Genomic DNA, 23,957 nt, shown 5'->3' on the forward strand with positions numbered 1-23,957 from the left:
TCCGGCCATTTCTCCGTAGACTCGACAGAGCATCACCTGTCGTCTTCAGGGAGACGACAGGATGGCCTTCCCGGGGGAGACCGGTTTGCTGTTCGTCGTCGCTGCTCTGTTCACCGCCTCGTTCCACTCTCTCGGAGTGCTCGAGTCGTCCGTCGCGCCCGTGCTCACGACCCACTCGGCCGTGCACGTGGCTGCCGATCCGCACGATCCAGGAACCGCGCCCGGGCTGGTCATGACCGGGGGACGAACGACGCTGGCCGACCTCGCAGGTTCGCGCGGCCGGCCGTTCCTCGACGACCTCGTGGCACTCGCCCCGGACGTCCTCGGATCCGCCGACCAGGACGCCCGTGTCGTGGCGACGGCGATGGACGACCCGCCGACGCCCGCGACCGTCGTCGGCTGGTGGTCCGGTCTGAGCGACGCTGACCGAACGCGGCTCGAGCAGCGCGCACCCGTCGTCGTCGGGAACCTCGAGGGCGTCCCGTACACCGTCCGTGGCCGGGTGAACCGTGCCGTGCTCGACGCGGGGCTGCGCGACCCGCACGCCGACGCCTCCCGGACCGCCATGCTCGGTCAGGTCCGCGACGCCCTCGTGCAGGAGTCCTCCGGGGCCCGTCGCTCCCTCATCACGCTCGACACGCGGGGTGCCGGGCGTGCGGCGATCGCGATCGGCGACCTCGACACCGCCGCCGACGTCTCGGTGGTCGTCCCCGGGATGTTCTTCACCGTGACCGGGCAGATGGCCGACTTCACGAACACCGCGGACACGCTCTGGACCGAGCAGGCGACCCTCGCGCCCGTGGCGGCGCCGGCAGCTGGCAGCGGTGTCGCGGTCGTCGCCTGGATGGGCTACCGCACGCCGGACCTGTCGAACATCCTCTCGCTCGACCTCGCCAGGAGCGGTGCCGTGCGGCTGGAGCGGGCCGTCAGCGGTCTCCGGGAGATCCGCGACGGCGCCGAGCCCCGGCTCGGGATCGTCGCCCACTCGTACGGCTCGACGACGGCCCTCATGGCGCTGGCCTCCGGCCGGATGAGCGCGGACAGCCTCACCGTGCTCGGGTCCCCGGGCAGCGACGTCCGGAGCGCCGCCGACCTCGCCGTCACCGCCGACCAGGTGTTCGTCGGGGGAGCGCACTGGGACCCCGTCGCCGGTTCCGGGTACTTCGGCACCGACCCGGGCTCCGCCGGGTTCGGCTCCACGGTCCTCGACCTCGCCGGCGGGGTCGACCCGGACGACGCCGGGGACGCGTTCCGTCGGCCCGTCGGCCACAACGACTACCTCAAGCCGGGCACCGCGTCCCTGCACGACGTCGCCCTCATCGCCGTGGGGCGTGGCGACCTGGTCCGCGAAGCACTCCGACACGGTGGTGGCCGGGGCGAGGGCGTCGTGCAGGCGTCGCCGGACATGTACCTCGTCCGTCCGCAGGACCTGCAGCCCCGCGACTGACCCAGCTGCCTGCCCTCGTCGGACGTGACCGGATCGTGACCGCGAGCGGCGGGACGGGCGCGAGCCCAGCCTCCAGGCCGTTCCGCAGGGGGTGCCGGACCGCACCTGCACGGGAACCTGAGCGGCGGTGCAGCCAGGAGGGCTGCTGGAGCGGCCCCGACCCAGGACCGCTCCCTACCGTGCCGACCATGCGTGTAGTTCGGTGGCCCGGCGCCCTCCTGATGTTCGTCGTGATGTCGGTGCTCGCCGGTCTGCTCGTCGCGGTCGCGGTGACCCCGGGGGTCGCGGTCGCCGGTGAGGGAGCGTCGGGTGCGGCGGCGTTCTTCGAGGACCTGCCGAGCTACCTCGACGTCCAGACGCCGCAGCAGGTGTCCTCCGTGTACGCGGAGCAGGGCGGGCAGCAGGTCAAGATCGCGTCCTTCTACGCCGAGAACCGCACGGTCGTGAAGCCCGACGCCATCGCGACGACGCTCAAGCAGGCCGCGATCGACACCGAGGACCCGCGCTACCACGAGGAGGGCGGCATCGACGTCATCGGCACCCTCCGTGGTGCTGCCGCCACGGCGGTCGGTGGGGACGTGCAAGGTGGGTCGAGCATCACCCAGCAGTACGTCAAGAACGTCCTCGTGCAGCAGTGCGAGCAGCTGACCGGCAAGGACGCCAAGGCGACGCAGGCGAAGATCGACGCCTGCTACCAGGACGCCGCCGGGGTCACGCCGCAGCGCAAGCTGCAGGAGATCCGCTACGCGATCGCCGTGAACAAGAAGTACACGAAGACGCAGATCCTGACCGGCTACCTCAACATCGTCGGCCTCGGCGGCCGGGTGTACGGCGCGGAGGCCGGTGCGGAGTACTACTTCGGCGTGCACGCGAAGGACCTCTCGCTGGTGCAGTCGGCGACCCTCGTGGCGATCCTGAACAACCCGGCGAACCTGCGCATCGACCAGCCGTCCGACACCGGCAACGGGGCGGCGAACGGGTACAAGGAGACCAAGCAGCGTCGCGACTACGTGCTGCGTCGGATGGCCGCGCACCACTCGATCAGCGCCGCGGCGGAGCGGCAGGCGATCGCGACGCCCGTGCAGCCGCACGTCACGCAGACCGCGAACGGCTGCTCCGCCGCCGCGACGGACCACGACGCCGGGTACTTCTGCGACTACGTCCGTGCCCAGGTGCTGCGGGACCCGGCCTTCGGCGCGACGGCGGCGGACCGCATCGCGACCCTCGACACCAAGGGGCTGCAGATCCACACCTCGCTCGACCTGGACCTGCAGGGGCAGGCGCAGGACGCCCTGTCCTCGTACGTCCCCACGACGATGGCGGGCGTCGACGCGGGCGGGTCCAACGTCACCGTCGAGCCCGGCACCGGTCGCATCCTGTCGATGGTGCAGAACACGACCTACACGCAATCCGACTCGGCGACGCGTGGCGAGACCGCGGTGAACTACAGCGCCGACGAGGGCTTCGGCAACTCGACCGGGTTCCAGACCGGGTCGACCTACAAGGTGTTCACGCTCGCCGAGTGGCTGGCGAGCGGGCACACGCTGTCCGAGTCGGTACCGACCACCGAACACACCTTCCAGAACTCCGAGTTCACGAACTCGTGCCAGAACGTCTCCGGTGGCGTCTGGCCGGTCGCGAACGCCGAAGCCGTCCCCGCGTCGATGACCGTGCAGGACGCGACGACCGAGTCCATCAACACCGCGTTCGGCGCGATGGGCAAGCAGCTCGACCTGTGCAAGATCGCCGAGCTGGCCAAGTCGATGGGGATCCACCGCGCAGACGGCGGCGCGCTCGGACAGACCCCGTCCTCGATCCTCGGCGTGAACGAGTTGTCGCCGATCGACCTCGCCGAGGCGTACGCCGGGTTCGCGAACGGCGGCATCGTGTGCACGCCGACCGCGATCGACTCCGTCACCACCGCCGACGGCACGAAGATCACCCCGACCCCGGCGTCGTGCACACGAGGTGTGTCGGCCGAGGTCGCCGGCACCGTGGACTACGCACTGCAGGGCGTACTGAGCGGCAAGGGGACCGCCGCGACCGCGAACCCGGGGGACTCGGTGCCCAAGTTCGCCAAGACGGGGACCACCGACGGCGACGTGCAGAACTGGCTGGTCGCGTCGAGCACGAAGTACACGAACGCGACCTGGATCGGCAACGTCCTGGGCAGCGTCCGGCTGGCGAACTGGCCGTTCCTGCAGGGCACGACCGGGTACAGCGCGAAGTTCGGGGTCGCGAAGTCGATGATGGGCTACCTCGACGCGCACGTCGGCGGGGACCCGCTGCCGGCGCCGGACCAGGCGCTCATCGGGACCCCGGCGCACCAGCAGGCCGCGACCGGTGGCGGCTCCGCGAACCCTGGTGCCGCTGCGAACGGCGGTGCCGCCGCGTCTGGTGGTGCCGCTCCTGCCGCCGGCGCCCCGGCTCCCGCACCCGGGGCGGCTCCGGCTCCTGCCTCCGGTGCTGCCGACGCCGCAGCCGCAGCCGCGGCCGTCGCCGGTGCCGTGGCCGGTGCAGCGAAGCGGCACTGACGGCGACCGCCTGGAGGCCCGACACCGGTCCGGCGGACCGGCACCGGGCCTCCAGGCAGTCCTCCCCAGGGCCCGGGTCGGCTCCGTCGTCCACAGGCGGCCCGACCCCGCTCGGCCCGCCCAATAGACTGGTGCGCACATGACGAATCGATCGACGGAGCACCATGCCTGACATCACGAGCGAGCAGGTCGCCCACCTGGCGAACCTCGCACGTATCGCACTCACGCCAGACGAGATCGAGAAGCTGACCGGGGAGCTGTCGCACATCGTCGACAGCGTCGCGAAGGTGACCGAGGTCGCCACGCCGGACGTCCCCGCGACGAGCCACCCGGTGACGCTGCCGAACGTCCTCCGACCCGACGTGGTCGGCGAGACGCTGACCCAGGAGCAGGCGCTGTCCGGCGCCCCCGACTCCGACGGCGAGCGGTTCCGTGTGACGGCGATCCTTGGAGAAGAGCAGTGACCGACGACATCACGAAGCTGAGCGCCGCGGCGCTCGCCGACGCCCTCGTGGCGCGCGACGTCTCCAGCGTCGAGGCCACCCAGGCCCACCTGGACCGCATCGCGGCCGTCGACGGCGACGTCCACGCGTTCCTGCACGTCAACCAGAACGCCCTCGGCGTCGCGAAGTCGATCGACTCGCGCCGTGCCGCCGGTGACGACCTCGGCCCCCTCGCCGGCGTGCCGGTCGCCATCAAGGACGTCCTCTGCACCATCGACATGCCCTCCACCTCCGGGTCGAAGATCCTCGAGGGCTGGGTGCCGCCGTACGACGCCACCACGGTCCTCAAGCTCCGCCGTGCCGGCCTGGTGCCGCTCGGCAAGACCAACATGGACGAGTTCGCGATGGGCTCCACGACGGAGTTCTCCGCGTACGGCCCGACGCACAACCCGTGGGACCTCGACCGGATCCCCGGCGGCTCCGGCGGCGGGTCGGCCGCAGCGGTCGCCGCGCACGAGGCCCCGCTCGCACTGGGGTCGGACACCGGTGGCTCCATCCGCCAGCCGGGTGCCGTCACGGGCACCGTCGGTGTCAAGCCGACCTACGGCGGGGTGAGCCGCTACGGCGCCATCGCGCTGGCGTCGAGCCTCGACCAGGTCGGACCGGTCGCCCGGACCGTCCTCGACGCCGCGCTCCTGCACGACGTCATCGGCGGGCACGACCCGAAGGACTCCACCTCGATCCGTGACGCCTGGCCCTCGTTCGCCGCTGCGGCGCGCGACGGGCTGCAGGCCGACACCCTCCGCGGGCTGCGCATCGGCGTCGTCAAGGAGCTCGCCGGTGGCGACGGCTTCCAGGCGGGCGTCGTCCAGCGCTTCCAGGAGTCCGTCGCGATCCTGCAGGCAGCCGGTGCCGACGTCGTCGAGATCGACGCCCCGAGCTTCGCGTACGCCATCAGCGCGTACTACCTGATCCTCCCGGCAGAGGCCTCCTCGAACCTCGCCAAGTTCGACTCCGTGCGCTTCGGCCTGCGCGTCACGCCCGAGGGCGGCGCCACGGTCGAGGACGTCATGGCCGCCACGCGTGAAGCCGGCTTCGGACCCGAGGTCAAGCGCCGCATCATCCTCGGCACGTACGCGCTCAGCGCCGGCTACTACGACGCCTACTACGGCAGCGCGCAGAAGGTCCGCACGCTCGTGCAGCGCGACTTCGACGCGGCGTTCGGGCAGGTCGACCTGCTCGTCAGCCCGTCCGCACCGACCACGGCGTTCCCGCTCGGCGAGCGGATCGACGACCCGCTGTCGATGTACCTCAACGACCTCACCACGATCCCGGCGAACCTGGCCGGCGTCCCGGGGATGAGCATCCCGAACGGCCTGGCACCAGAGGACGGTCTGCCGACCGGCATCCAGCTCATGGCGCCCCAGCGCGAGGACGCCCGGCTCTACCGCTACGGTGCGGCGCTCGAGCGCCTGCTCGAGCAGCAGTGGGGTGCCCCGCTCATCTCCCGGATCCCCGACCTCGACCCCGGTCAGCAGTCGGCAGCAGAGGAAGGCGTGGTCTGATGGCCAAGGACGCACTCATGGACTTCGACGAGGCACTCGAGCGCTTCGAACCGGTCCTCGGCTTCGAGGTCCACGTCGAGCTCGCGACCGCGACGAAGATGTTCTCCGACGCCCCGAACTTCTTCGGCGGCGAGCCGAACACGAACGTCACGCCGGTGGACCTCGGGCTGCCCGGGTCGCTCCCCGTCGTGAACGAGCAGGCCGTGCGCTTCTCGGTCAGCCTGGGCCTGGCGCTCGGCTGCTCGATCGCCGAGTCGTCGCGGTTCTCGCGGAAGAACTACTTCTACCCGGACAACCCGAAGAACTACCAGATCTCCCAGTACGACGAGCCCATCGCCTACGAGGGCGAGGTCGAGGTCGAACTCGCGGACGGCACGCTGTTCCAGATCCCGATCGAGCGCGCCCACATGGAAGAGGACGCCGGCAAGCTGACGCACGTCGGTGGAGCCACGGGTCGCATCCAGGGTGCCGAGTACTCGCTCGTCGACTACAACCGCGCCGGGGTACCGCTCGTCGAGATCGTCACGAAGCCGATCGTCGGTGCTGCACACCGTGCCCCGGAGCTCGGCGCCGCGTACGTGCAGGTCATCCGCGACCTGGTCCGCGCGCTCGGGGTGTCCGAGGCCCGCATGGAACGCGGCAACCTGCGCTGCGACGCCAACATCTCGCTGCGTCCGTGGGGCCAGGAGAAGCTCGGCACCCGCACCGAGACGAAGAACGTCAACTCCTTCCGTGCCGTCGAGCGGGCGATCCGCTACGAGATCCAGCGCCAGGCGGCGATCCTCGCCGACGGCGGGACGATCACGCAGGAGACCCGGCACTGGCACGAGGACACCGGGCGCACCTCGGCCGGACGCCCGAAGTCGGACGCCGACGACTACCGCTACTTCCCGGAGCCCGACCTGCTGCCGGTGGTCCCCGACCCCGCCATGATCGAGGAGCTCCGCGCCGCCCTGCCCGAAGCCCCCGTAGCCCGGCGTCGTCGGCTCAAGGGCGACTGGGGCTTCGCGGACCTGGAGTTCCAGGACGTCGTCAACGGCGGGCTGCTCGACGAGGTCGAGGCCACCATCGCCGCCGGGGCCGCCCCGCAGGCCGCACGCAAGTGGTGGACCGGTGAGATCAGCCGCGTCGCCAACTCCCGGGACACCACCCCCGGCGAGCTGGTGTCACCCGCGCACGTCGCGGAGCTCATCACGCTCGTCGAGTCCGGCGAGCTGACCGACCGACTGGCACGCCAGGTGCTCGAGGGCGTCATCGCCGGCGAGGGCTCCCCGTCGGCCGTCGTCGAGTCGCGTGGGCTCAAGGTCGTCTCGGACGACTCCGCCCTCACCGCCGCCGTCGACCAGGCACTCGCGGCGCAGCCCGACGTCCTGGCGAAGATCCGCGACGGCAAGGTGCAGGCCGCCGGCGCGATCATCGGCGCCGTGATGAAGTCCATGCAGGGCCAGGCGGACGCGGCCCGCGTCCGTGAGCTCGTGTTGGAGCGCGCACAGGCGTAGCGACGCACACCCCAGGAGGCACCCGGCGACGCGCCGGGTGCCTCCGTCGTTCCTGAGGACATGCGCACGACCCGGTGACAGGATGAGGCGTGTCAGCAACCATCCGTGCCATCGGGACCGCCGTCCCCGCCACGACCCTGCAGCAGGTCGCCGTCCGGGACCTCTTCGCCTCCCAGCCCGGCCTCGGCCGACTCGGCAGCCGGATCGTCCCCGCCGCGTTCGACGCCTCGGCGGTGGAGCACCGGCACACCGTCCTCGGTGAGCTCGACGCCTCTGCGGCGCCCGGCCCGTTCCGCGACGCCGAGGGGCTGCTGCACTCGCCGTCCACCGGCATGCGGAACGACCGGTACCGCGACCTCGCGCCGGCGCTGTACGTCGAGTCCGCGCGGGACGCCCTCGAGCGTGCCGGTGTCGACGCCGCCGACGTCACCCACGTCATGACCGTGTCGTGCACGGGCTTCACGCAGCCGGGCCCCGACCTGGCCATCGTCACGGAGCTCGGCCTGCGCCGCACCGTGTTCCGGCACCACATCGGGTTCATGGGCTGCTGCGCCGCGTTCCCCGCGCTCCGGAGTGCTGCCGCGTTCGCCGAGTCCGACCCGACCGCCGTGGTGCTCGTCGTCTGCGCCGAGCTGTGCACGCTGCACGTCCGGGCGTCGAACGACCCCGACCAGATCGTCGCCAACAGCGTCTTCGGCGACGGCGCTGCCGCTGCCGTCGTGACCGCTGACGGCCCCGGACTACGGCTCGACGCGTTCGCCACCACCGTCGTGCCCGAGGGGGCGTCGGAGATGGCGTGGAACATCGGCGACGAGGGCTTCGAGATGGTCCTCAGCACCGCGGTCCCCAAGCTCGTCGGTGCGACGGTCGCCGAGGCCGTCGGTCCGCTGCTCGACGGCCCGGCTGCCGACGTCCCCGTGTGGGCGGTGCACCCCGGCGGCCGCGCCATCCTCGACCGCACGCAGGACGCGCTCGGGCTGCCCGACTCGGCGATGGTGAGCAGCCGTGCTGTGCTCCGTGACCACGGCAACATGTCGAGCGCCACCGTGCTGTTCGTCCTCCGGCACGCGCTGGACGCCGGCATCGAGGACGGCAGCCCGGTCGTCGCGCTCGCCTTCGGCCCGGGGCTCACCGTCGAGAGCGCTGCGCTCACCGCGGTCGGGACCTCCGTGGCGGTGGCGAGCGAGGCCCTGGACCTGGCCACGGTCGCGTCGTGAGTCGTCCTGACGATGCCGGGGTGAGCCTCCCGGCACTCGACCTGCGCGTCCGCGACCTGGAGCTCCGTGAACTCATGGACGACCCGGACTGCGACCCGCGGGCACTCGCGCGGACGTTCCGTCGGTTCGCCCTGGTCAACGCGCTGGTCAGCGGATGGCGGTCGGTGTGGCGGACGCACGTCGTGCCCGCGCTGCCGGCGCACGGTCAGGGTCGGATCCTCGACCTCGGGTGCGGTGGTGGTGACCTGGCCCGGGCGATCGCGCGGTGGGCCGCCAGCGACGGCTTCGACGTCGAGGTCGTGGGCGTCGACCCGGACCCGCGTGCGATCGACGCGGCGACCCGACGGGCGCCCCGCGGCGTGACCTTCCGCGAGCAGTCGAGCGGCGACCTGGTGACGGCGGGGGAGCGGTTCGACGTCGTCGTGTCGAACCACGTGCTGCACCACCTCGGCGACGAGGAGCGAGCCGGGTTCCTGGCCGACTCCGAGGCCCTGGCGACGACACGCAGTCTGCACTCCGACATCCGCCGGTCGGCTGCGGCGTACCGGGCCTACGCGTTCGGGTCCGCCCTGGTGTCGGCGGGGACGTTCGTCCGCGTGGACGGGCTGCGCTCGATCCGGCGGAGCTTCACGGTGCCGGAGCTCAGCGCTGCGCTGCCGTCGGGGTGGCGCGCGGAGCAGGCGACCCCGCACCGCGTGCTCGCGATCCGCGACGCCTGAGCCGCGGACGAGACACCCCCGTCTGCGATGGGCGCCGGTGTCTCGGGCGGGCGCAGACGGCTGCGACGAGGGCGTCTCGACAGGGCACGCGAGCGAGACACCCCCGTCTGCGCGAGACGCCGCCCGGCCGCCGAGACGCCGTCGTTCCCGGCGGCGTCTCGCGGCTTCAGAGGCGTCTCGGCCAGACACCGGTGTCTCGGTCGCGCTCTCGCGCCAGACACCGGTGTCTCGGTCGCGCACCCGCCCCGCGGCCTGCGGCTCAGCGGATGAGGGACGTCGTCGACGCGAACGACCGCGACAGCACCGCCGCGCGGTACCGCTCGAGCGCCGCGGCCCCGGCCCCGACGGACTCGAGCGCCGCGAACCCCGCGCCGAGCACCGGCGGGACGGTCACCCACGTGGGCACCGCGCCGGGGACCCGGGCGGCGAGGCCGTCCACGACCGCGTCGACGAGCAGCGGGTGCCGTGCCGCGAGCACGCCCCCGCCGAGCACGACGGGCACCGGCACCGCTGCCGATCCACCGAGCCCGAGGCGCTCGAGCGCGACGGCCGCCAGCAGGACGATCTCCTCCGCCTGGCGTGCCACGACCCCGGCAGCGACGGCGTCACCGGCCCCGGCGACCTCGAACAGCACGGGGCAGAGCCGGTTCACCACGCCCGGGTCGAGCCGGCCGAAGTGGATGGCCTCGGTGACCGAACGGACGGTGTCGAGCCCGAGCGCCGCCGGCACCGCTGCCTCGAGTGCCGTGGCGGGACCACGGCCGTCCTCCGCACGGGCCGCGTGCCAGAGCGCCCGGTTGCCGAGCCAGGCACCGCCGCCCCAGTCGCCGGAGACGTCCCCGATCGCCGGGAACCGGGACGTCTCGCCGTCGGCACGGACGGCGAGGGCGTTGATCCCGGTGCCGCACACGACCGCGGCGGCGTCCGGGGACAGGGTGCCGGCCCGCAGCAGCGCGAACAGGTCGTTGTCGAGGACGTCCGGCGCGCCGCCGTCCTCGGCCCAGTGGGCCAGGGCCGCCTCGGCCGCGACGAGCTCGTCATGCAGGTCGAGCCCCGCCAGGTACACGTGCGTGGTCAGGATCCGCGCACCGCCGAGCGAGCGCACCACCCGCCCGCGCACGTCGTCGAGGATCGGGCCGGCCAGCTCCCACCCGCGGGTCTGCGGGTTCGAGCCCGGCCCGCGGGCGTGGCCGACGATCGAGCCGTCCAGGGCGATCGCGACGACGTCGGTCTTGCTGCCGCCGCCGTCGACGGCGAGCACGACGTCGGTCGCCTGCGGTGCCGTGGTACGCGGCGGAGCCGTCGGACGGGAGGCTCGGGCCGTCCCCGCCTCGCCGGCTCGGCTCAACCCGCCCACGTCCCCTGCTCCGATCGCGCCCACGGGATGTGGTCCGCGTTCGCGGCCAGCAGCAGGTCGGTCAGCTTCTCGGCCTTGTCGAGCTGCCCGACGAGCGGGTGCGCCCACATCGCGCGGAGCACCCGGTCGCGGCCACCGTGCACGGCCGCGTCGAGGGCCAGGCGTTCGTACCCGGCGACGTGCGCGACGAGTCCGGCCATGTCGGGGTCGAGCGGGTTCACGGGCAGCGGGGTGATCGCCTGCCGGGTGACGCGCGCCGGCACCTCGATGACGTGGTCGTCGGGGAGGAACGGGAACGTGCCGTCGTTCCGGACGTTGAGCACCTGCACGTCGCCGCGGTCGCTGAGGATCGAGGAGAGCACGTCGATCGCTGCCTCGGAGTAGTACGCACCACCGCGCTGCTCGAGCTCGACGGGCTTCGTGACGACGGACGGGTCCGCGTACTTCGCCAGCAGTGCCCGTTCGGTCTCCATGACGGCCTCGGCGCGCGTGGGCTCGTGGAGCTGTTCCTCGAGCACGACGTCGTGGCTGTAGAAGTACCGCAGGTAGTACGAGGGGATGGCATGTTGGAGCCGGATCAGGTCCTCGCCCATGTGGACGCTCTCGGACATCCGGGTGAGTGCGCCGCCGTCCGGGCTGAGCAGCTCGTCGAGCACGTCGCGCGAGGACCCGTCGGCGCCGGTGACGTGCACGCCGCGCTCCCACGTCAGGTGGTTCAGGCCGACGTGGTCGAGCCGTACGTGGTCCGGCGCGACACCGAACTCCTTCGCGAAGCGCCGCTGGAAGCCGATCGCCACGTTGCAGAGGCCGACGGCGCGGTGTCCGGCCTCGAGCAGTGCCCGCGTGACGATGCCGACCGGGTTCGTGAAGTCGACGATCCAGGCGTCGGGCTTGGCGTGCTTGCGGACCAGCTCGGCGTACTCGAGCACGACGGGCACGGTGCGCAGCGCCTTCGCGAAGCCGCCGGGGCCGGTGGTCTCCTGCCCGATGCAGCAGGCTTCGTGCGGCCAGGTCTCGTCCTGCTGCCTGGCCGCCTGCCCGCCGATGCGGAGCTGGAACATCACGGCGTCGGCGTCGGTCACGCCCGCGACGACGTCGTCGGTCACGTGCACGGTGCCCGGGTGGCCGGCGTGGGCGAACATCCGCTTCGCCACACCGCCGACGAGTTCGCGGCGCACGGGGTCGGGGTCGACGAGCCAGAGCTCGTCGATGGGGAGTTGGTCGCGGAGCCGGGCGAAGCCGTCCACGAGTTCGGGGGTGTAGGTGGAACCGCCACCAACGACTGTGAGTTTCACTGGTGCTTATCCCTTCACGCCGGTGAGCGCGATGCCCTCGACGAATGCCTTCTGTGCGAAGAAGAAGATGATGACGACCGGGACCATGACGACGACGGTCATCGCCATCGTCATCGACCAGTCGGTGCCGTGCTGCCCGCGGAACGTCGCGAGACCGTACGCCACCGGCCAGGCGGCCTGGTTCTCGGACGCGTACAGGAGCGGGCCGTAGTAGTCGTTCCACGAGTGGAAGAACATGAAGATGGCGGCGGACGCGATGCCCGGTCGGGCCATCGGCACGATCACGCGCCAGAGCACCCGCCACTCACCGCAGCCGTCGATGCGTGCGGCGTCGCCGTACTCCTTCGGGATCGTCATGAAGAACTGCCGGAGCAGGAAGATGCTGAACGCGTCCCCGAGCAGGTTCGGCAGGATCAGCGGCCACAGCGTGCCGGTCAGGTGCAGGTGCGACCACATCACGTAGACCGGCACCGCGGTGACCTGCGGGGGCAGGAGCATCGCGACGATGATCACGGTGAAGATGAGGTTGGCGCCCTTGAACTTGATCTGGGCGAGCGCGTACGCGGCCGGCACCGAGCTGACGAGCATGAACGCGGTGGCGAGCACGGCGTAGAGCGCCGAGTTGCCGAACCACTGCGCGAGCGGCAGCTCCGTGAAGACCTTGCCGTAGTTGCTCAGGTCGAAGGGCTTCGGGATGATCGACGCCGTCAGGGCCTGGTTGCTCGACATCAGCGACGTCAGGACCACGAACAGGATCGGGGCGATCGTCAGCACGGCGACCGCGACGAGTGCGGCGTGCTCGGCGACCCACAGGAGCATGTTCCGGCGAGGCTTCCCAGCTGGCGTGCGGGGAGTGGGAGACGGCAACTCCAGGGCGCGGACGGCCTTCGGCCGCGTTGCCGGTGTCCTCCGGCCGACTGTGCTCATGATCCGTCCTCCGGCCGGAACACAGAGATCCGGCGCAACGTGAACACGAGCACCACGGCGGTCACCACGAACAGCACGACGGCCATGGCGGACGCGTACCCGAACTGGAAGTTCGCGAACCCGTGCTGGTACAGCAGCTCGGTGTAGGTCAGCAGCGACGTGCCCGGGTACCCGAGCAGCGCCGCCGTCCCGCCGCCGATCGTGGCCTTGCCGGACGCGACGCTCGACGCGACCGCGGCCTCGGTGAAGTACTGCAGGGCGGCGATCACCCCGGTCACGGCGGCGAAGCCGATCACCGGCGAGATGGTCGGCAGCGTGATGTGTCGGACCTGCTGCATCCCGGTCGCACCGTCGAGCGACGCGGCCTCGTACAGGTCGCGTGGTACGTCGAGCAGGGACGCCAGGAAGATGATCATGATGTCGCCCATCACCCAGACGCCCAGGATCACGAGCGAGGGCTTCGACCACGACGGGTCGTTGAACCACAGTGGTCCGTCGATGCCGAAGACCCGCAGGATCTGGTTCACCGGCCCGGTGCCGGGGTTGAACAGGAACACGAACGCCACGACGCTCGCCACCGGCGGCACCAGGGCGGGCAGGTAGAACAGCGTCCGCCAGAACCCGGTCATCGTCTTCGCGCGGCTGAGCAGCCCAGCGACGAGCAGCCCGAACACGATGCGGACCGGCACCAGGATGACGACGAACCAGATCGTGTTGAGGACCGCCGGCCCGATCTGCGGGTCCTGGGTGAACAGGAACTTGTAGTTGAGCAGCCCGACGAACTGCGGTTCCTGCAGCTGGTTGTACCGCGTGAACGAGTAGAAGACCGATGCCACGAGCGGGTAGGCGAAGAAGATCGCGAGTCCCGCCAGGGCCGGCGCCAGCATCCCGAGTGCGACCAGACGGCGGCGCGAGTCCGCGGAGCGGCGCCGACGGGGCGGGGCCGCGGCGGGCACCGGACCGGACCCCGTCGGGCCCGTGGGCCGGGAGGACCGGCCGAGCCGGGCCTCCCGGCCGGAGGCGGTCTTGGTGGGTGTGCTCATCAGGGACCCGCCAGCTGGTTCGCGTTGTCGATGTCCGAGTCGAGCTTCTTCAGCTTGGCGTCGAGGTCCCCGCCGTTCTGCTGGTAGGCCTGCCAGAACTTCGTGAACGTGCCGATGTAGGCGGCGCCGTCCGCGGTCGCGGGGGACGTGATCGTCTTCGGGTCACCGGCGACGTCGACGAAGGTCTTGTAGTTCGCGTCCACCTCGAGGTCGGGGGACTTCAGGGCGGACGTGAGCGTCGGGATGTTCTTCAGCCCGTTGCCGAGCGTGACCTGCGCGTCCGTGTCCGTCGACAGGTACTTGAGCAGTGCCCAGGCGAGCTCCGGGTTCTTCGAGCCCTTCGCGACACCCGCCACGTTGCCCGCGATGTACGTCGAGCCGTAGTTGCCGACGCCGTCCAGCACCGGGGTGGGGGCGGTGCCGTAGTCGAGGTCCGGCTTCTGGTCCTTGATGAACGCGGTGCGGTACTCGCCGTCGATCTGCATGGCGACCTGGCCGGTCTGGAACGCGTTGTCGGCGGCGAACTCCTGGCCGAGGCCGGACGTGAAGGCCTTGAGCTTGTCGTAGCCGATCGCGTCGACGTAGCCCTTCTGCCACTCGATCAGCTTCTTCCAGTCGGGGGAGGAGCCGATCTCGCTGTTCCCCTTCGTGTCCAACCAGGTGCCGTTGATCATCGGCGCGAAGTGCTCGGGCGAGTTCTCGTAGAAGTCGATGAGCGGGTTGAAGCCGAGCTGCTTGATCGAGCCGTCCGCGTTGTACGTCGTCAGCTTCAGACCGTCGGCCTTGAGCTCGTCGAGGGTCTTCGGTGGTGTGGTGATGCCGGCCTTCGCGAACGCCGCCTTGTTGTACATCAGCGCGCTCACGTCGGCGAGGGCCGGGAGCGTGCAGCGCGTGCCCTTGTAGGCCGTGTAGCCCCGGACCGCCTTCGGGATGTCGGAGATGTCGACCTTGTCCCGCTTGATGTACGGCGACAGGTCGCGGAAGGCACCGGAGGAGCAGAAGCTGCCGACGATCGCGGTCGAGTACGACAGTCCCACGTCGATGTTCTGCCCTGACGAGATGGCCTTCTGCAGCTTCTCGTCGTCCTGCCCGGCGTGGATGTCGACCTTCACGTCGGGGTTGGCCTTCTCGAAGCCGTCGACGGCGCTCTGCACGACGCCGGCCTCGCGACCGGTGAAGAAGTGCCACAGGGACACGGTGCCCTTGAGCTCCTTCGGCGCGGCCTTGTCGATCGACGCCGCGCTGCTGCCGGAGCTGCAGCCGGCCATGACGAGGGCGCCGGTGGCGGCGACGGCGGTCGCGGTGACGATCCGCCGGAGGGTGGGACGGGGGAGTGACATGCGGTACTCGCTCTCTGGTCTCGCTCCGTGTTGCTCGTCCGGGGCCGACCGCGCGGACGTCGTCCGTGCGACGGGCCCTGGTTCCGGGCGCGACGAAGAGCCCTGTGACAGGGCTGGGGTGGATGTGCCTCGAGTGGTGCGGGTGGGAGTGGTGCTGGTCTAGGTGCGCTGGACGGTGTCCGGCTCGGGCGCATCGTCGCTGATGGTCTCGAGCCGGTCGCCGAGCGCGGACCGCACGACGTCGATGAGGACGTGTCGTGCGCCGTGGAGGACGGGGGTGTCGGGGACGCCGGGTGGCACCACGGCCGTGGACCAGCGCGAGCGGGTCCTGAGCCAGGCGGTCACCGCGGCGGCCAGAGCGGGACCGCCCGCGATCCCGGTCGGGCCGTGCAGCACGACCGTCTCGGGGTCGGCCACGGCGAGGGCGGGGAGCACGTTGTGCCCGACGCGCTCGCCGAGGGCGGTCATGAAGGGGTGCTGCGCGGGGAGCCCCGGCAGCTGCGGGAGCACCTGACGCCAGTCGGCAGCACTGCCGTCCGGCGCCGTGATCCCGTGTTCGGCGGCGAGGGCGATGATCGCGGGCTCGGAGATGAGGTCCGCGACGATCGTCGCCGTCGGGTCGAGGGGGAGCGCGTCGGCGGGCACGCTCAGGTAGCCGATCTCGCCCGCGGCGCCCGAGGCCCCGGCGTGCAGACGGCCGTCGAGGTCGAGTGCCATGCCGAGGCCCTCCGCCATCCAGAACAGCGCGAACGAGCCGGGGGCGCGGCCCGCACCCATGTTCCGCTCGGCGATCGCCGCGAGGTTGGCGTCGTTCTCGATGACGACCCGCACGCCGAGGGCGTCCGACAGGGTCCGCGAGACCTGCTCGCGCGGCCACCCCGGCAGGCCGTCGGTGAAGATGAGGGTGTCCGTGGCGTGGTCGACACTGGCCTGCACGCCCACGGCGACGGCGGTGACGAGGTCGGGGTCGATGCCCGCGGCCGCTGCGGCACGGCTGACGGCGGCCGCGACGATGTCCTCGCCCGGCGCGCGCATCTCCTGCTCGTCCATCCGGTGCTCGGCGACGGGGTAGGACCGCCCGCTTGCGTCGACGACGGTCGAGCGGACGTCGACGAGTTGGACGTCCACGGCGACGGCGAGGTCGCGGTCGGTGATGGCCTCGTACACGACGGCGCTCGGGCCGCGGCGGCCGGCCTGCGAGTCGGTGCCGGCTTCGCGGAGGAGCCCCGCGGCTTCGAGTCGGCGGATGATCTCGGCGGCGGTCGGCTTGCTCAGGCCGGTGCGCTGGGCGATCTCGTTCCGCGTCATCGGGCCGTCGTCGAGCAGCAGGCTGAGGGCGGCGCGGTCGTTGAGCACGCGGAGGAGGGCCGGCTGCCCGGGGGTGCGTCCTCGTGGTGTCATGTCGAGGACTGTAACGGACAACCTTCTTTACTGAAAGGTTTGTTCACAGTTCCGAAACACGCGTTCCGCTGCGCGAAACACGGGGGGTGGGGTGGGTGGCGCTTTCGCGCGTTGGGGGTCGTTTCGCGCGTAGGAGGTCGTTCCTTCCGACCCACCACGCGCGATCCCGCTCGCCAGCGCGACCGTCATGGGTCGGAACGTGCGCCGAGACGGACGGGAGGCTCGGTGCCAGCTGGCGCCGAGCCTCCCGTCCCGTAGTGGTACATCGGGAGCATCCGGTGGGAGGCGCGTCAGGGGGCGACCGTGACTGGCGGGACTGCACCCTGATGGCACGGAGCTCGTCCGGGTCCGCGGTGGCCCGATCTCGTCCTCCGATGGCGATGCGTGGACACCCGAACCGACGTCGTGGAGCACCGTGTGACCCGCGTTCCGGGTGTACCCCATGTCCCCTTTTCAACCCACCGTTCCCTGAGAATCATCATGGAAATCGGAATCCAGGCCTCTGGTATTTCACGCTTCGACGCTACGTTTTCGGGAACCCGATCCGGAGCGGATCGGGAGGAACGGCGGGGGGCCGTTGATTGCGCTCCTCCGCTCAACGCAAGAGGAGAAACGCCATGTCACCGACTGCCGTGAACGAGCTCGAATCCGCTCTGGCCGCCCTCGACGACTTCAGCGGTTGGGACGTCGTCGTCCCGGACACCGCGGAAGCCGTGATGACCGTCGAGCGTCGCGACGTGATCGAGATCACGAGCGAGTTCTCGACGCTGGGCGGAAGCCGCCCGCGTCAGATCTCCTGATCAACGACGTGGCGTGCCGGATCCGGCACGCCACGTCCTCTCCGCCATTCGAACTCGCTCTCGTGAAGGGCTCCAGTGCACCTCGATCCAGTCGTGACCCCGCCGAGCCACTCGGTTTTCGACCACATGCTCGCTGTCCCCACGCCCGCGCTCGTCTATGACCTGGACAACGCGCTGCGGTCGGTCGGCCGGATGCTCGAGGATGTGTCCCTCGTGTCGGGTGCGCGCCTGAACGTCGCCCTCAAGTCGTGCCACACCCCCTCGGTGCTCCGCCATCTGGCGGATGCGGGACTCGGTGCGGACTGCGCTTCAGTGCGTGAGGTCGACCTGGCCGTCTCGGTCGGGTTCCATGAGGTGTCGGCGACGGGGCCGAGCTTCTCCGACGAGGGTGCGCTCGATCGGCTCTCTGAGACCGGCATCGTCGTCGACGCGACGTCGATCGACCAGCTCGAACTGATCGGCGCGATCCAGCCAGGATCGAACGTCGGGCTCCGTCTGCGCCTCACGATCCCTGAGGCTCTGGACACGGCCAACTCCTTCGGCGCGAACAGCCGCTTCGGGGTCGTCGCAACCGATCCGGCCGTCCATGCGGTCCTTGCCCGTCACCAGCTGCACGTCACTCGCCTGCACCTGCACACCGGGCAGATGTCTCCTCGCCTGTTCCTCTGGGAACTCCGCTACACGCTCACCATCGCGGAGTCCCTCTCCGGCGTGGAGCTCATCGACTTCGGGGGAGGGTTCTACGACTTCTACGCGGATCGTGCGAAGGCGCGGCGCGCGTTGCAGACGGCCGACGAACTGCTCGGCCAGTGGCGTGAACGAACCGGGCGGCCGATGGCGATCCGCTTCGAGCCGGGAGCCGCCGTCCTCGGGCCCCACGGGTACCTCGTGACGACGGTCCAGTCGATCGAGCCTGCCCATCCCGTCTACGATGCCGAAGTCGTGCAAGTCGACACGTCCGCCTGGAACTACGCCCCCTGGCACCTCCCTGTTGCGGTGCCTCTCGACGAGCTCGGTCGCCAGCCGAGGGCCCCTCGGCTCATCTCGGGCAACACGCTGTACGAGAACGACTTCTTCGGGATGACTGGTCGGAGTGCACGCCCGCTCATCGACATGGCCTCGGTGTCTGTCGGGGAACGGCTCGTGCTGACCAACGCGGGCGCGTACACCATGACCAACCGGCGTGACTTCAACCTCTTGGGGAACCTCCGCGAGTACCTGGTGGTCGACGACACCCTGCATCCGGTCGACACCGAGATGTCGGCAACGCCGTGATGACCGGCGGCGCGACCGCGCTCGAGCTCGAACGCACACTGCTGCAGCAGCTGATCGACGAGAACGCTCTGCTCGACCGGGCACGCATGGCTCGGATCTCCCAGACGCTCGCGGACGGTGTCATCGGGGGAGATGAGCGCGACCATGAGCGCTTCCTGCACGATCGGTTCCTCGACGTCCGGCACGTGCTACGGAGCCGAGCCGATCGCTCCATGATCGATCGCTTCGCGAGCCCCGCGTCCGGGCGCGATGCGGATCCCGAAGTGGACTACGGATACGAGCGGAGCGCCCCGAGCGCTGTGCTCGACGGCAGACTGATGCACGGAGAGCCTGACGTCGCGGGGTGGACAGCGTCGGGCGTCATGTGCAGCAGTGGAATGGCTGCACTCAGTGTCGCGCTGCACTTCGCGACCTACGAATTCCGCGCGGCGAACGGCAGGCTTCCAAGCATCGCACTGCTCGGTGACTACTTCGAGACGGCGATGCTGATCGAGCTCCTGTCGACGTCGTTCTCGTCCTGGTCCCAGTGCGGGTCGGTGAGCGAGCTCGTCGACGCCCGTGCGGACGTGGTCGTGATCGAGCCCGTCCGCTATGACTGGGATCTCCACACGGTCGACTTCATCGAGTTGACCGCCGCGTGGGCGGTCCAGGGGGCACCGTGGTCAGTGATCGTGGACCCGAGCCTGACGCCGGGTGCCTGGCCGAAACACCAGCTCCTGGCGACCTTGACCGAGACACGGACAGCGATCGTGATCGAGGCGCGCTCGGCGCTCAAGCTCGATCAGGTGGGGCTCGAACTGGCGAACGCCGGTGCGGTCGTCGTCCACCGAAACGACTTGCTGACCACCGCAGCGTCCGACCCAGACACGCTCAGGAACGCCCGATCGGTCCTCGGCGCAGCACTCCCCCCGCGCTCGGCGAGCGCACTCGACAACTCGTTCTTCCTCAGCCCCCGGTGGCGTCGAACACACGTCGCCCTGGTCGCCAGGAACAACGAGGCGTTCGCGCGTTCGTTCTCGGACGAGCGTGGCCTCTTCGAGACCGTCGCGCATCCCGTGAACCGACAGCGGGGCGTCGACGACAGTGAGGGCTCGGTGCGGATCGCACCGTTCACCGTGCTCCGTCTCGAGGACGACGACCTGCTCGGGTACCGCGTGCTCCTCGGGGTCATCCGGGCAGAGGCGGATCGTCGTGGTGTCGACCTGCAGTTCGGAGCGAGTTTCGGATTCCGGTCGCATCGACACGAGACGATCGTTCCCCGGAAACGGGATCTCCGATGTCTGCTCAAGGTCGCGCTCGGCGCCCGAGGTGGGCCCGCTATGGACGGAGTGATCGACCTGTTCGGGGACCTCCACGCGCTCGGCACCATGGATGCCGTGCGACGGCAGTTCCCAGACGTCCGCCCGATCGAGCTGGCGCTGTGAACGCCCCAGAGAAGCGGACCGGGCACACACTTCGATCACTCCCGCCGCTGCTGCGAGGACACCGACGGGCGTTGACGGTGCTCGTCGGTCTTGCACTCGCGGGGACGCTCGCCGAAGCGTGCTTGCCGATCGGGCTCGGGCGCGTTGTGGATGGAGTGCAGCATGGACGATTCGACACCGTGCTCATCGCCTCCGGGGTGTTGGCGCTGGTGGTCGTCGCTCGCGTCGCGTCGTCCGTGGTCGCCCACGCGGTCGGTCGCAACGCCGAGATCGACCTGGCCGTCGGTCGCAAGCGTGGAGTCGGCGCGCACCTCGTGGCGAACCGATCGGTGATCAGTGATCGCTTGAGTCTCGGCGACGCGGTCGAGACCGCGGAGTCGGACACCGAGACGATCGCCGGCGTGGTGGGTGTGGCACGTTCGCTGGTCGTGTCGGTGGTGACCTTCGTCGCGATCGGCGCCTACCTCGTCGTCAACTCCTGGGTGATCGGTGGGTCCATCGTCGCCGGGGCACTGTGCATCGCCGTGTTCCTGCCCGGTCTGATCGGGTCGCTCGAACAGCCGCTCGAAGCACACCGTGCGCGTGCGGGGGCCGTCGCGGGGTTGGCGGCCGACGCGGCGAGCGGGCTGCGCGACCTCCGTGGTGTCGGGGCCGAGGACGTGTTCCTTCGTCGGTTCCGCAGTGCCTCCGCGGAGATGCGTCTGGCGGGTCTCAGGGTCGCGCGTCGTCGAGCGCTCATCGCGGGTGTCCAGGTCGCGATCCCCAGTGCGTTCGTCTTGCTCATCCTCGGGATCGCGCTGTGGCAGTGGCGTTCCGGCGACCAGACCGCGGGCGACCTGGTCACGTACTACGGTCTCGGCGTGTTCCTCGTGGGGCCGGTCGGGTCGTTCATCGGAGCATGGAACGAAGTGCCCGCCATCGCCGTCGCGGCACGTCGGGAGCAGGAACTGCTCGACGCTGGACACCCGCCCCGAGCCGGACGCGAAGGGACACCCACCGGAGACCTCGTGGACGAGATCAGCGGTGTCGCAGCGCATCCGGCCGAGTTCGTGCTCGTGACGGGTGCGGAGCTCGCGACCCTCCGTTCCGTCGCTGCCCGCCTGGCCGGAGCAGCCGACGCGGCGAGCGCATCCGTCGGTCCGACCCGATGGTCGGATTGGGACGAAGGTGCGACGAGGAGGCACGTCGTCGTGCTGGACTCTGACGCGCGCCTGGTGTCCGGCACCGTGCGGGAGATCCTGGGGTGCCGGGACGACGACCACGCCCAGGCCGTGCTGCACGCCGCCGCTGCCGATGACTTCATCGGTGACGACCTCGATCGTGAGGTCAGCGAGGGGGGACGTGATCTCTCCGGTGGGCAGGTGCGCCGGCTCCTCCTGGCCCAGGCGCTCGCAGCAGACACCGAGGTCCTGGTGCTGGTGGAGCCGACACGTTCGCTCGACCTGGTCACCGAACGGCGCTTGCTCGAGCGCCTCGTGCGTCACCGGGCCGGCCGGACCACGATCGTGTGTTCGCAGTCTCCCGCGGTGTTCGCAGTTGCCGACCGCGTCGCCGTCGTGGACAGTGCGGGTTCGGTACCGGAAGCGGCTCGCCTCGCGGTCGACGGTGTCGGGGACACAGTGGGACAGGGGGACGCCCGATGAAGGCTCCGCTCCTCGTTGCAGGGCCGACCGACACACTCAGGGCGATCCGCCGTGTGGTCGGGTCCCATCGTCGTCGCCTTGCTCTCATGCTGGGCTGGCACGCGTTCGCGGTCGCCGCAGCGGTCAGCGCGCCGGTGTTGTTCGGCTTGCTCATCGACAGCGTGAGCGCGGACGGTCAATGGGGCCGGATCGTCACGCTGTTCCTCGTCCTCTGTGGTGTCCTGGTCGTCAGGACCCTGCTGAGTGTGGCGTCCCAGGATGCGTCCTGGAGGTTCGGCGAGGACGTGTTCGCGCAGCTCCGCGACGAGGTCGTTGAGGGGGTGGTGCGCCTCCCGCTCCGCGTCACGGAGCGAGCCGAACGCGGCGAGGTCCTCGCCCGGACCTCGAACGACGTCGACGCGGTTTCCGAAGGCGTGCGCGTGGGCGTTCCCGAGGTGCTGGTCGGCGTCTTCACCGTCGTCTTCACAGCGGCCACCTCCTTCGTGCTCGACTGGCGCGTCGCCATCGCGTCCGTCGTGGGCCTCCCGATCCTCGTCCTGTCGACGAGGTGGTACGTGCGCCGGTCGCAACCCGCGTACGAAGCGGAACTCAGGAGTCATGCCCGCTTCAACGGCAGTGTCCTCGAGACCGCGACGGCGTCACGGACGCTCGGGCTGCTCGGAACAGGACATCGACTCCTCCGGCGCATCGACTCACGAGCGGGTGAGGTCCGCGCAGCCGAGCGCGTGACGCTGGGGCTGCAGTCGCGGTGGTTCCCTGTCGTCCAGCTCGGCTACTACCTGCCGTTCGCAGTGGTGGCGACGTGGGGAGGATGGCTCGCGGTGCAGGGGGAGGTCAGTGTCGGGACCGTCGTCGCAATCGCGCTCAACGTCCAGCTCATCGTCGACCCGCTGGATGACCTCCTGTACTGGTCGGACCAGCTGCAACTGGCGTGGGCAGCCTTCCGGAGGATGTCCGGGGTCTCCCGCCCGGTGTCGGCCTCGTGCGACGACGACCGCGTCGTTCCTCGAGCCGAGGCATCTGGTTGCGCCATCCGCTGTGCCAGTGTCTCGTTCTCGTACGATGACGGCCCGCCCGCCGTTTCAGCGATCGATCTCGACATCGCGCCCGGCGAGCACGTGACGATGTTCGGCGCCTCCGGAGCTGGGAAGACCACCCTGGGGCTGCTCCTCGCCGGTGCGCTGGAGCCGGACACCGGACGGATCGAGGCCAGCGGCGAGACTCGGGGGGCTGCGGTGCGGATGATGGTGAGTCAGGACCCTCATGCCTTCACCGGGACGCTCCGCGACAACCTCACGCTCGCAGCGGGGGCGGCGTCCGACGAAGAACTCCTCGGCGCTCTCGCGGTCGCAGGCGCTCCGACGGACCTCGAGGGGCTCGACTCGGAACTCGGGCCCACGTCGATCGACCCCGTCCACCTGCAGCGGATCGCACTCGCGAGAGTGGTCCTCCGAGACCCGGACATCGTCGTCCTCGACGAGTCGACCTCGCATCTGTCGGTGGGCGAATCACGGATCCTCGACCGCGACATGGCAGCGGTGTTCCGCGGGCGGACCGTCGTCACCATCGCACACCGTCTGAGCGCAGCGTTCGATGCTGATCGCGTCCTCATCATGGAACACGGTCGAGTCAGCGAGATCGGCACGCCGCGCGAACTCCTCGATTCCGGAGGACTGTTCGCCGACCTCCACGAGCAGTGGACCCACCGACCCGAAGAAGGACACCATGAACGCTGATGACGTCCTCGCGGTCGACCAGGGGTTCGTCGTGCGTGGTACCGGCCCCGACGGGACACTGACGCTCTGGTCGCCCAGGACGGGCACGGAGCTGCAGCTCAGCCGCAGTGCGCACGCCCTCCTGTCCCGGTTCGCTGTGCCGACGGCGCCGTCCGTGGCGTTGAGTGCCATTCCCGAATCCGCGCGGGAGCCAGCCCTCCGCGCCGTCACTGCCTTCGTCGAAGGAGGACTGCTCCGTTCCTACGGGGTGGCAGCGGACTCGAGTGGCGCCCCGCGGGGGCTGTTCGGTGTG

The 23,957-nt window shown here is 70.5% G+C and carries 18 protein-coding genes; 12 read left to right on the top strand and 6 right to left on the bottom strand.

Annotated features, from left to right (window positions below):
* Positions 1–232 precede the first annotated feature (232 nt).
* The 7 genes from ITJ54_RS12880 to ITJ54_RS12910 all read left to right on the top strand — a co-directional run bounded on the left by ITJ54_RS12880 (position 233) and on the right by ITJ54_RS12910 (position 9,424).
* Positions 233–1,447 (top strand): alpha/beta hydrolase, encoded by a 1,215-nt coding sequence (locus tag ITJ54_RS12880; protein WP_194628907.1) that lies wholly within the window; start codon positions 233–235, stop codon positions 1,445–1,447.
* A gap of 188 nt (positions 1,448–1,635) precedes the next feature.
* Positions 1,636–3,981: a transglycosylase domain-containing protein gene (locus tag ITJ54_RS12885; protein WP_194628909.1), complete on the top strand. Its 2,346-nt coding sequence runs from the start codon at positions 1,636–1,638 to the stop codon at positions 3,979–3,981.
* Between the two features lie 164 nt (positions 3,982–4,145).
* Positions 4,146–4,445: an Asp-tRNA(Asn)/Glu-tRNA(Gln) amidotransferase subunit GatC gene (gatC, locus tag ITJ54_RS12890; protein ID WP_071271805.1), complete on the top strand. Its 300-nt coding sequence runs from the start codon at positions 4,146–4,148 to the stop codon at positions 4,443–4,445.
* Complete coding sequence (gene gatA, locus ITJ54_RS12895; protein WP_194628911.1) at positions 4,442–5,989, top strand: Asp-tRNA(Asn)/Glu-tRNA(Gln) amidotransferase subunit GatA; 1,548 nt, start codon at positions 4,442–4,444, stop codon at positions 5,987–5,989. Before gatC ends, gatA begins: the two co-directional genes overlap by 4 nt.
* On the top strand, positions 5,989–7,488 hold the full coding sequence (gene gatB, locus ITJ54_RS12900) for an Asp-tRNA(Asn)/Glu-tRNA(Gln) amidotransferase subunit GatB (RefSeq protein ID WP_194628912.1): 1,500 nt from the start codon (positions 5,989–5,991) through the stop codon (positions 7,486–7,488). The genes gatA and gatB overlap by 1 nt, the downstream gene beginning before the upstream one ends.
* Positions 7,489–7,577: 89 nt before the next feature.
* On the top strand, positions 7,578–8,705 hold the full coding sequence (locus ITJ54_RS12905; RefSeq protein WP_194628914.1) for a type III polyketide synthase: 1,128 nt from the start codon (positions 7,578–7,580) through the stop codon (positions 8,703–8,705).
* A gap of 20 nt (positions 8,706–8,725) precedes the next feature.
* Positions 8,726–9,424 carry a methyltransferase domain-containing protein gene (locus ITJ54_RS12910; protein WP_323741714.1) on the top strand — a complete coding sequence of 233 codons (699 nt, stop codon included), beginning with the start codon at positions 8,726–8,728 and terminating at the stop codon, positions 9,422–9,424.
* A 259-nt stretch (positions 9,425–9,683) separates the two neighbouring features.
* Here ITJ54_RS12910 and ITJ54_RS12915 read toward each other — a convergent pair whose 3' ends face one another.
* From ITJ54_RS12915 to ITJ54_RS12940, 6 genes are all read right to left on the bottom strand, one after another.
* A complete protein-coding gene (locus ITJ54_RS12915; RefSeq protein WP_323741715.1) occupies positions 9,684–10,685 on the bottom strand; it encodes an N-acetylglucosamine kinase in 1,002 nt (333 codons plus the stop codon).
* A gap of 83 nt (positions 10,686–10,768) precedes the next feature.
* Positions 10,769–12,076 carry a 6-phospho-beta-glucosidase gene (locus tag ITJ54_RS18340; protein ID WP_194628917.1) on the bottom strand — a complete coding sequence of 436 codons (1,308 nt, stop codon included), beginning with the start codon at positions 12,074–12,076 and terminating at the stop codon, positions 10,769–10,771.
* Between the two features lie 6 nt (positions 12,077–12,082).
* Complete coding sequence (locus tag ITJ54_RS12925; RefSeq protein ID WP_228509401.1) at positions 12,083–12,895, bottom strand: carbohydrate ABC transporter permease; 813 nt, start codon at positions 12,893–12,895, stop codon at positions 12,083–12,085.
* 104 nt (positions 12,896–12,999) lie between these two features.
* On the bottom strand, positions 13,000–14,046 hold the full coding sequence (locus tag ITJ54_RS12930) for a carbohydrate ABC transporter permease (protein WP_228509402.1): 1,047 nt from the start codon (positions 14,044–14,046) through the stop codon (positions 13,000–13,002).
* Complete coding sequence (locus tag ITJ54_RS12935) at positions 14,046–15,386, bottom strand: extracellular solute-binding protein (RefSeq protein ID WP_194628921.1); 1,341 nt, start codon at positions 15,384–15,386, stop codon at positions 14,046–14,048. Before ITJ54_RS12935 ends, ITJ54_RS12930 begins: the two co-directional genes overlap by 1 nt.
* A 159-nt stretch (positions 15,387–15,545) precedes the next feature.
* Complete coding sequence (locus ITJ54_RS12940; protein WP_194628922.1) at positions 15,546–16,787, bottom strand: ROK family transcriptional regulator; 1,242 nt, start codon at positions 16,785–16,787, stop codon at positions 15,546–15,548.
* Positions 16,788–17,404: 617 nt separating this feature from the next.
* Between ITJ54_RS12940 and ITJ54_RS12945 the strand changes: the two genes are divergently transcribed.
* The 5 genes from ITJ54_RS12945 (at position 17,405) to ITJ54_RS12965 (ending at position 23,665) form a co-directional block, all read left to right on the top strand.
* A complete protein-coding gene (locus tag ITJ54_RS12945; RefSeq protein ID WP_194628923.1) occupies positions 17,405–17,587 on the top strand; it encodes a hypothetical protein in 183 nt (60 codons plus the stop codon).
* Between the two features lie 93 nt (positions 17,588–17,680).
* Positions 17,681–18,862 carry a hypothetical protein gene (locus ITJ54_RS12950; RefSeq protein WP_194628924.1) on the top strand — a complete coding sequence of 394 codons (1,182 nt, stop codon included), beginning with the start codon at positions 17,681–17,683 and terminating at the stop codon, positions 18,860–18,862.
* A 377-nt stretch (positions 18,863–19,239) separates the two neighbouring features.
* Positions 19,240–20,286, top strand: a complete 1,047-nt coding sequence (locus ITJ54_RS12955) for a hypothetical protein (RefSeq protein ID WP_194628925.1) — start codon at positions 19,240–19,242, stop codon at positions 20,284–20,286.
* A 77-nt stretch (positions 20,287–20,363) separates the two neighbouring features.
* Positions 20,364–21,929: an ABC transporter ATP-binding protein gene (locus tag ITJ54_RS12960; protein WP_323741729.1), complete on the top strand. Its 1,566-nt coding sequence runs from the start codon at positions 20,364–20,366 to the stop codon at positions 21,927–21,929.
* Between the two features lie 86 nt (positions 21,930–22,015).
* Positions 22,016–23,665, top strand: coding sequence for an ABC transporter ATP-binding protein (locus ITJ54_RS12965; RefSeq protein ID WP_194628927.1), 1,650 nt, complete (start codon positions 22,016–22,018; stop codon positions 23,663–23,665).
* The last annotated feature ends 292 nt before the right edge of the window (positions 23,666–23,957 follow it).

The organism is Curtobacterium sp. VKM Ac-2865, assembly GCF_015350905.1.
Taxonomy (GTDB): Bacteria; Actinomycetota; Actinomycetes; order Actinomycetales; family Microbacteriaceae; genus Curtobacterium.

Bases quoted from the DNA above. Each gene is read 5' to 3' on its own strand.
- ITJ54_RS12965 (WP_194628927.1), top strand. From the start codon at position 22,016: ATGCTGGGCTGGCACGCGTTCGCGGTCGCCGCAGCGGTCAGCGCGCCG.
- ITJ54_RS12930 (WP_228509402.1), bottom strand. From the start codon at position 14,046: ATGAGCACACCCACCAAGACCGCCTCCGGCCGGGAGGCCCGGCTCGGC.
- ITJ54_RS12880 (WP_194628907.1), top strand. From the start codon at position 233: ATGACCGGGGGACGAACGACGCTGGCCGACCTCGCAGGTTCGCGCGGC.
- ITJ54_RS12885 (WP_194628909.1), top strand. From the start codon at position 1,636: ATGCGTGTAGTTCGGTGGCCCGGCGCCCTCCTGATGTTCGTCGTGATG.
- gatC (WP_071271805.1), top strand. From the start codon at position 4,146: ATGCCTGACATCACGAGCGAGCAGGTCGCCCACCTGGCGAACCTCGCA.
- ITJ54_RS12955 (WP_194628925.1), top strand. From the start codon at position 19,240: ATGGCTGCACTCAGTGTCGCGCTGCACTTCGCGACCTACGAATTCCGC.
- ITJ54_RS12935 (WP_194628921.1), bottom strand. From the start codon at position 15,386: ATGTCACTCCCCCGTCCCACCCTCCGGCGGATCGTCACCGCGACCGCC.
- ITJ54_RS12925 (WP_228509401.1), bottom strand. From the start codon at position 12,895: ATGCTCCTGTGGGTCGCCGAGCACGCCGCACTCGTCGCGGTCGCCGTG.
- ITJ54_RS12940 (WP_194628922.1), bottom strand. From the start codon at position 16,787: ATGACACCACGAGGACGCACCCCCGGGCAGCCGGCCCTCCTCCGCGTG.
- ITJ54_RS12945 (WP_194628923.1), top strand. From the start codon at position 17,405: ATGTCACCGACTGCCGTGAACGAGCTCGAATCCGCTCTGGCCGCCCTC.
- gatB (WP_194628912.1), top strand. From the start codon at position 5,989: ATGGCCAAGGACGCACTCATGGACTTCGACGAGGCACTCGAGCGCTTC.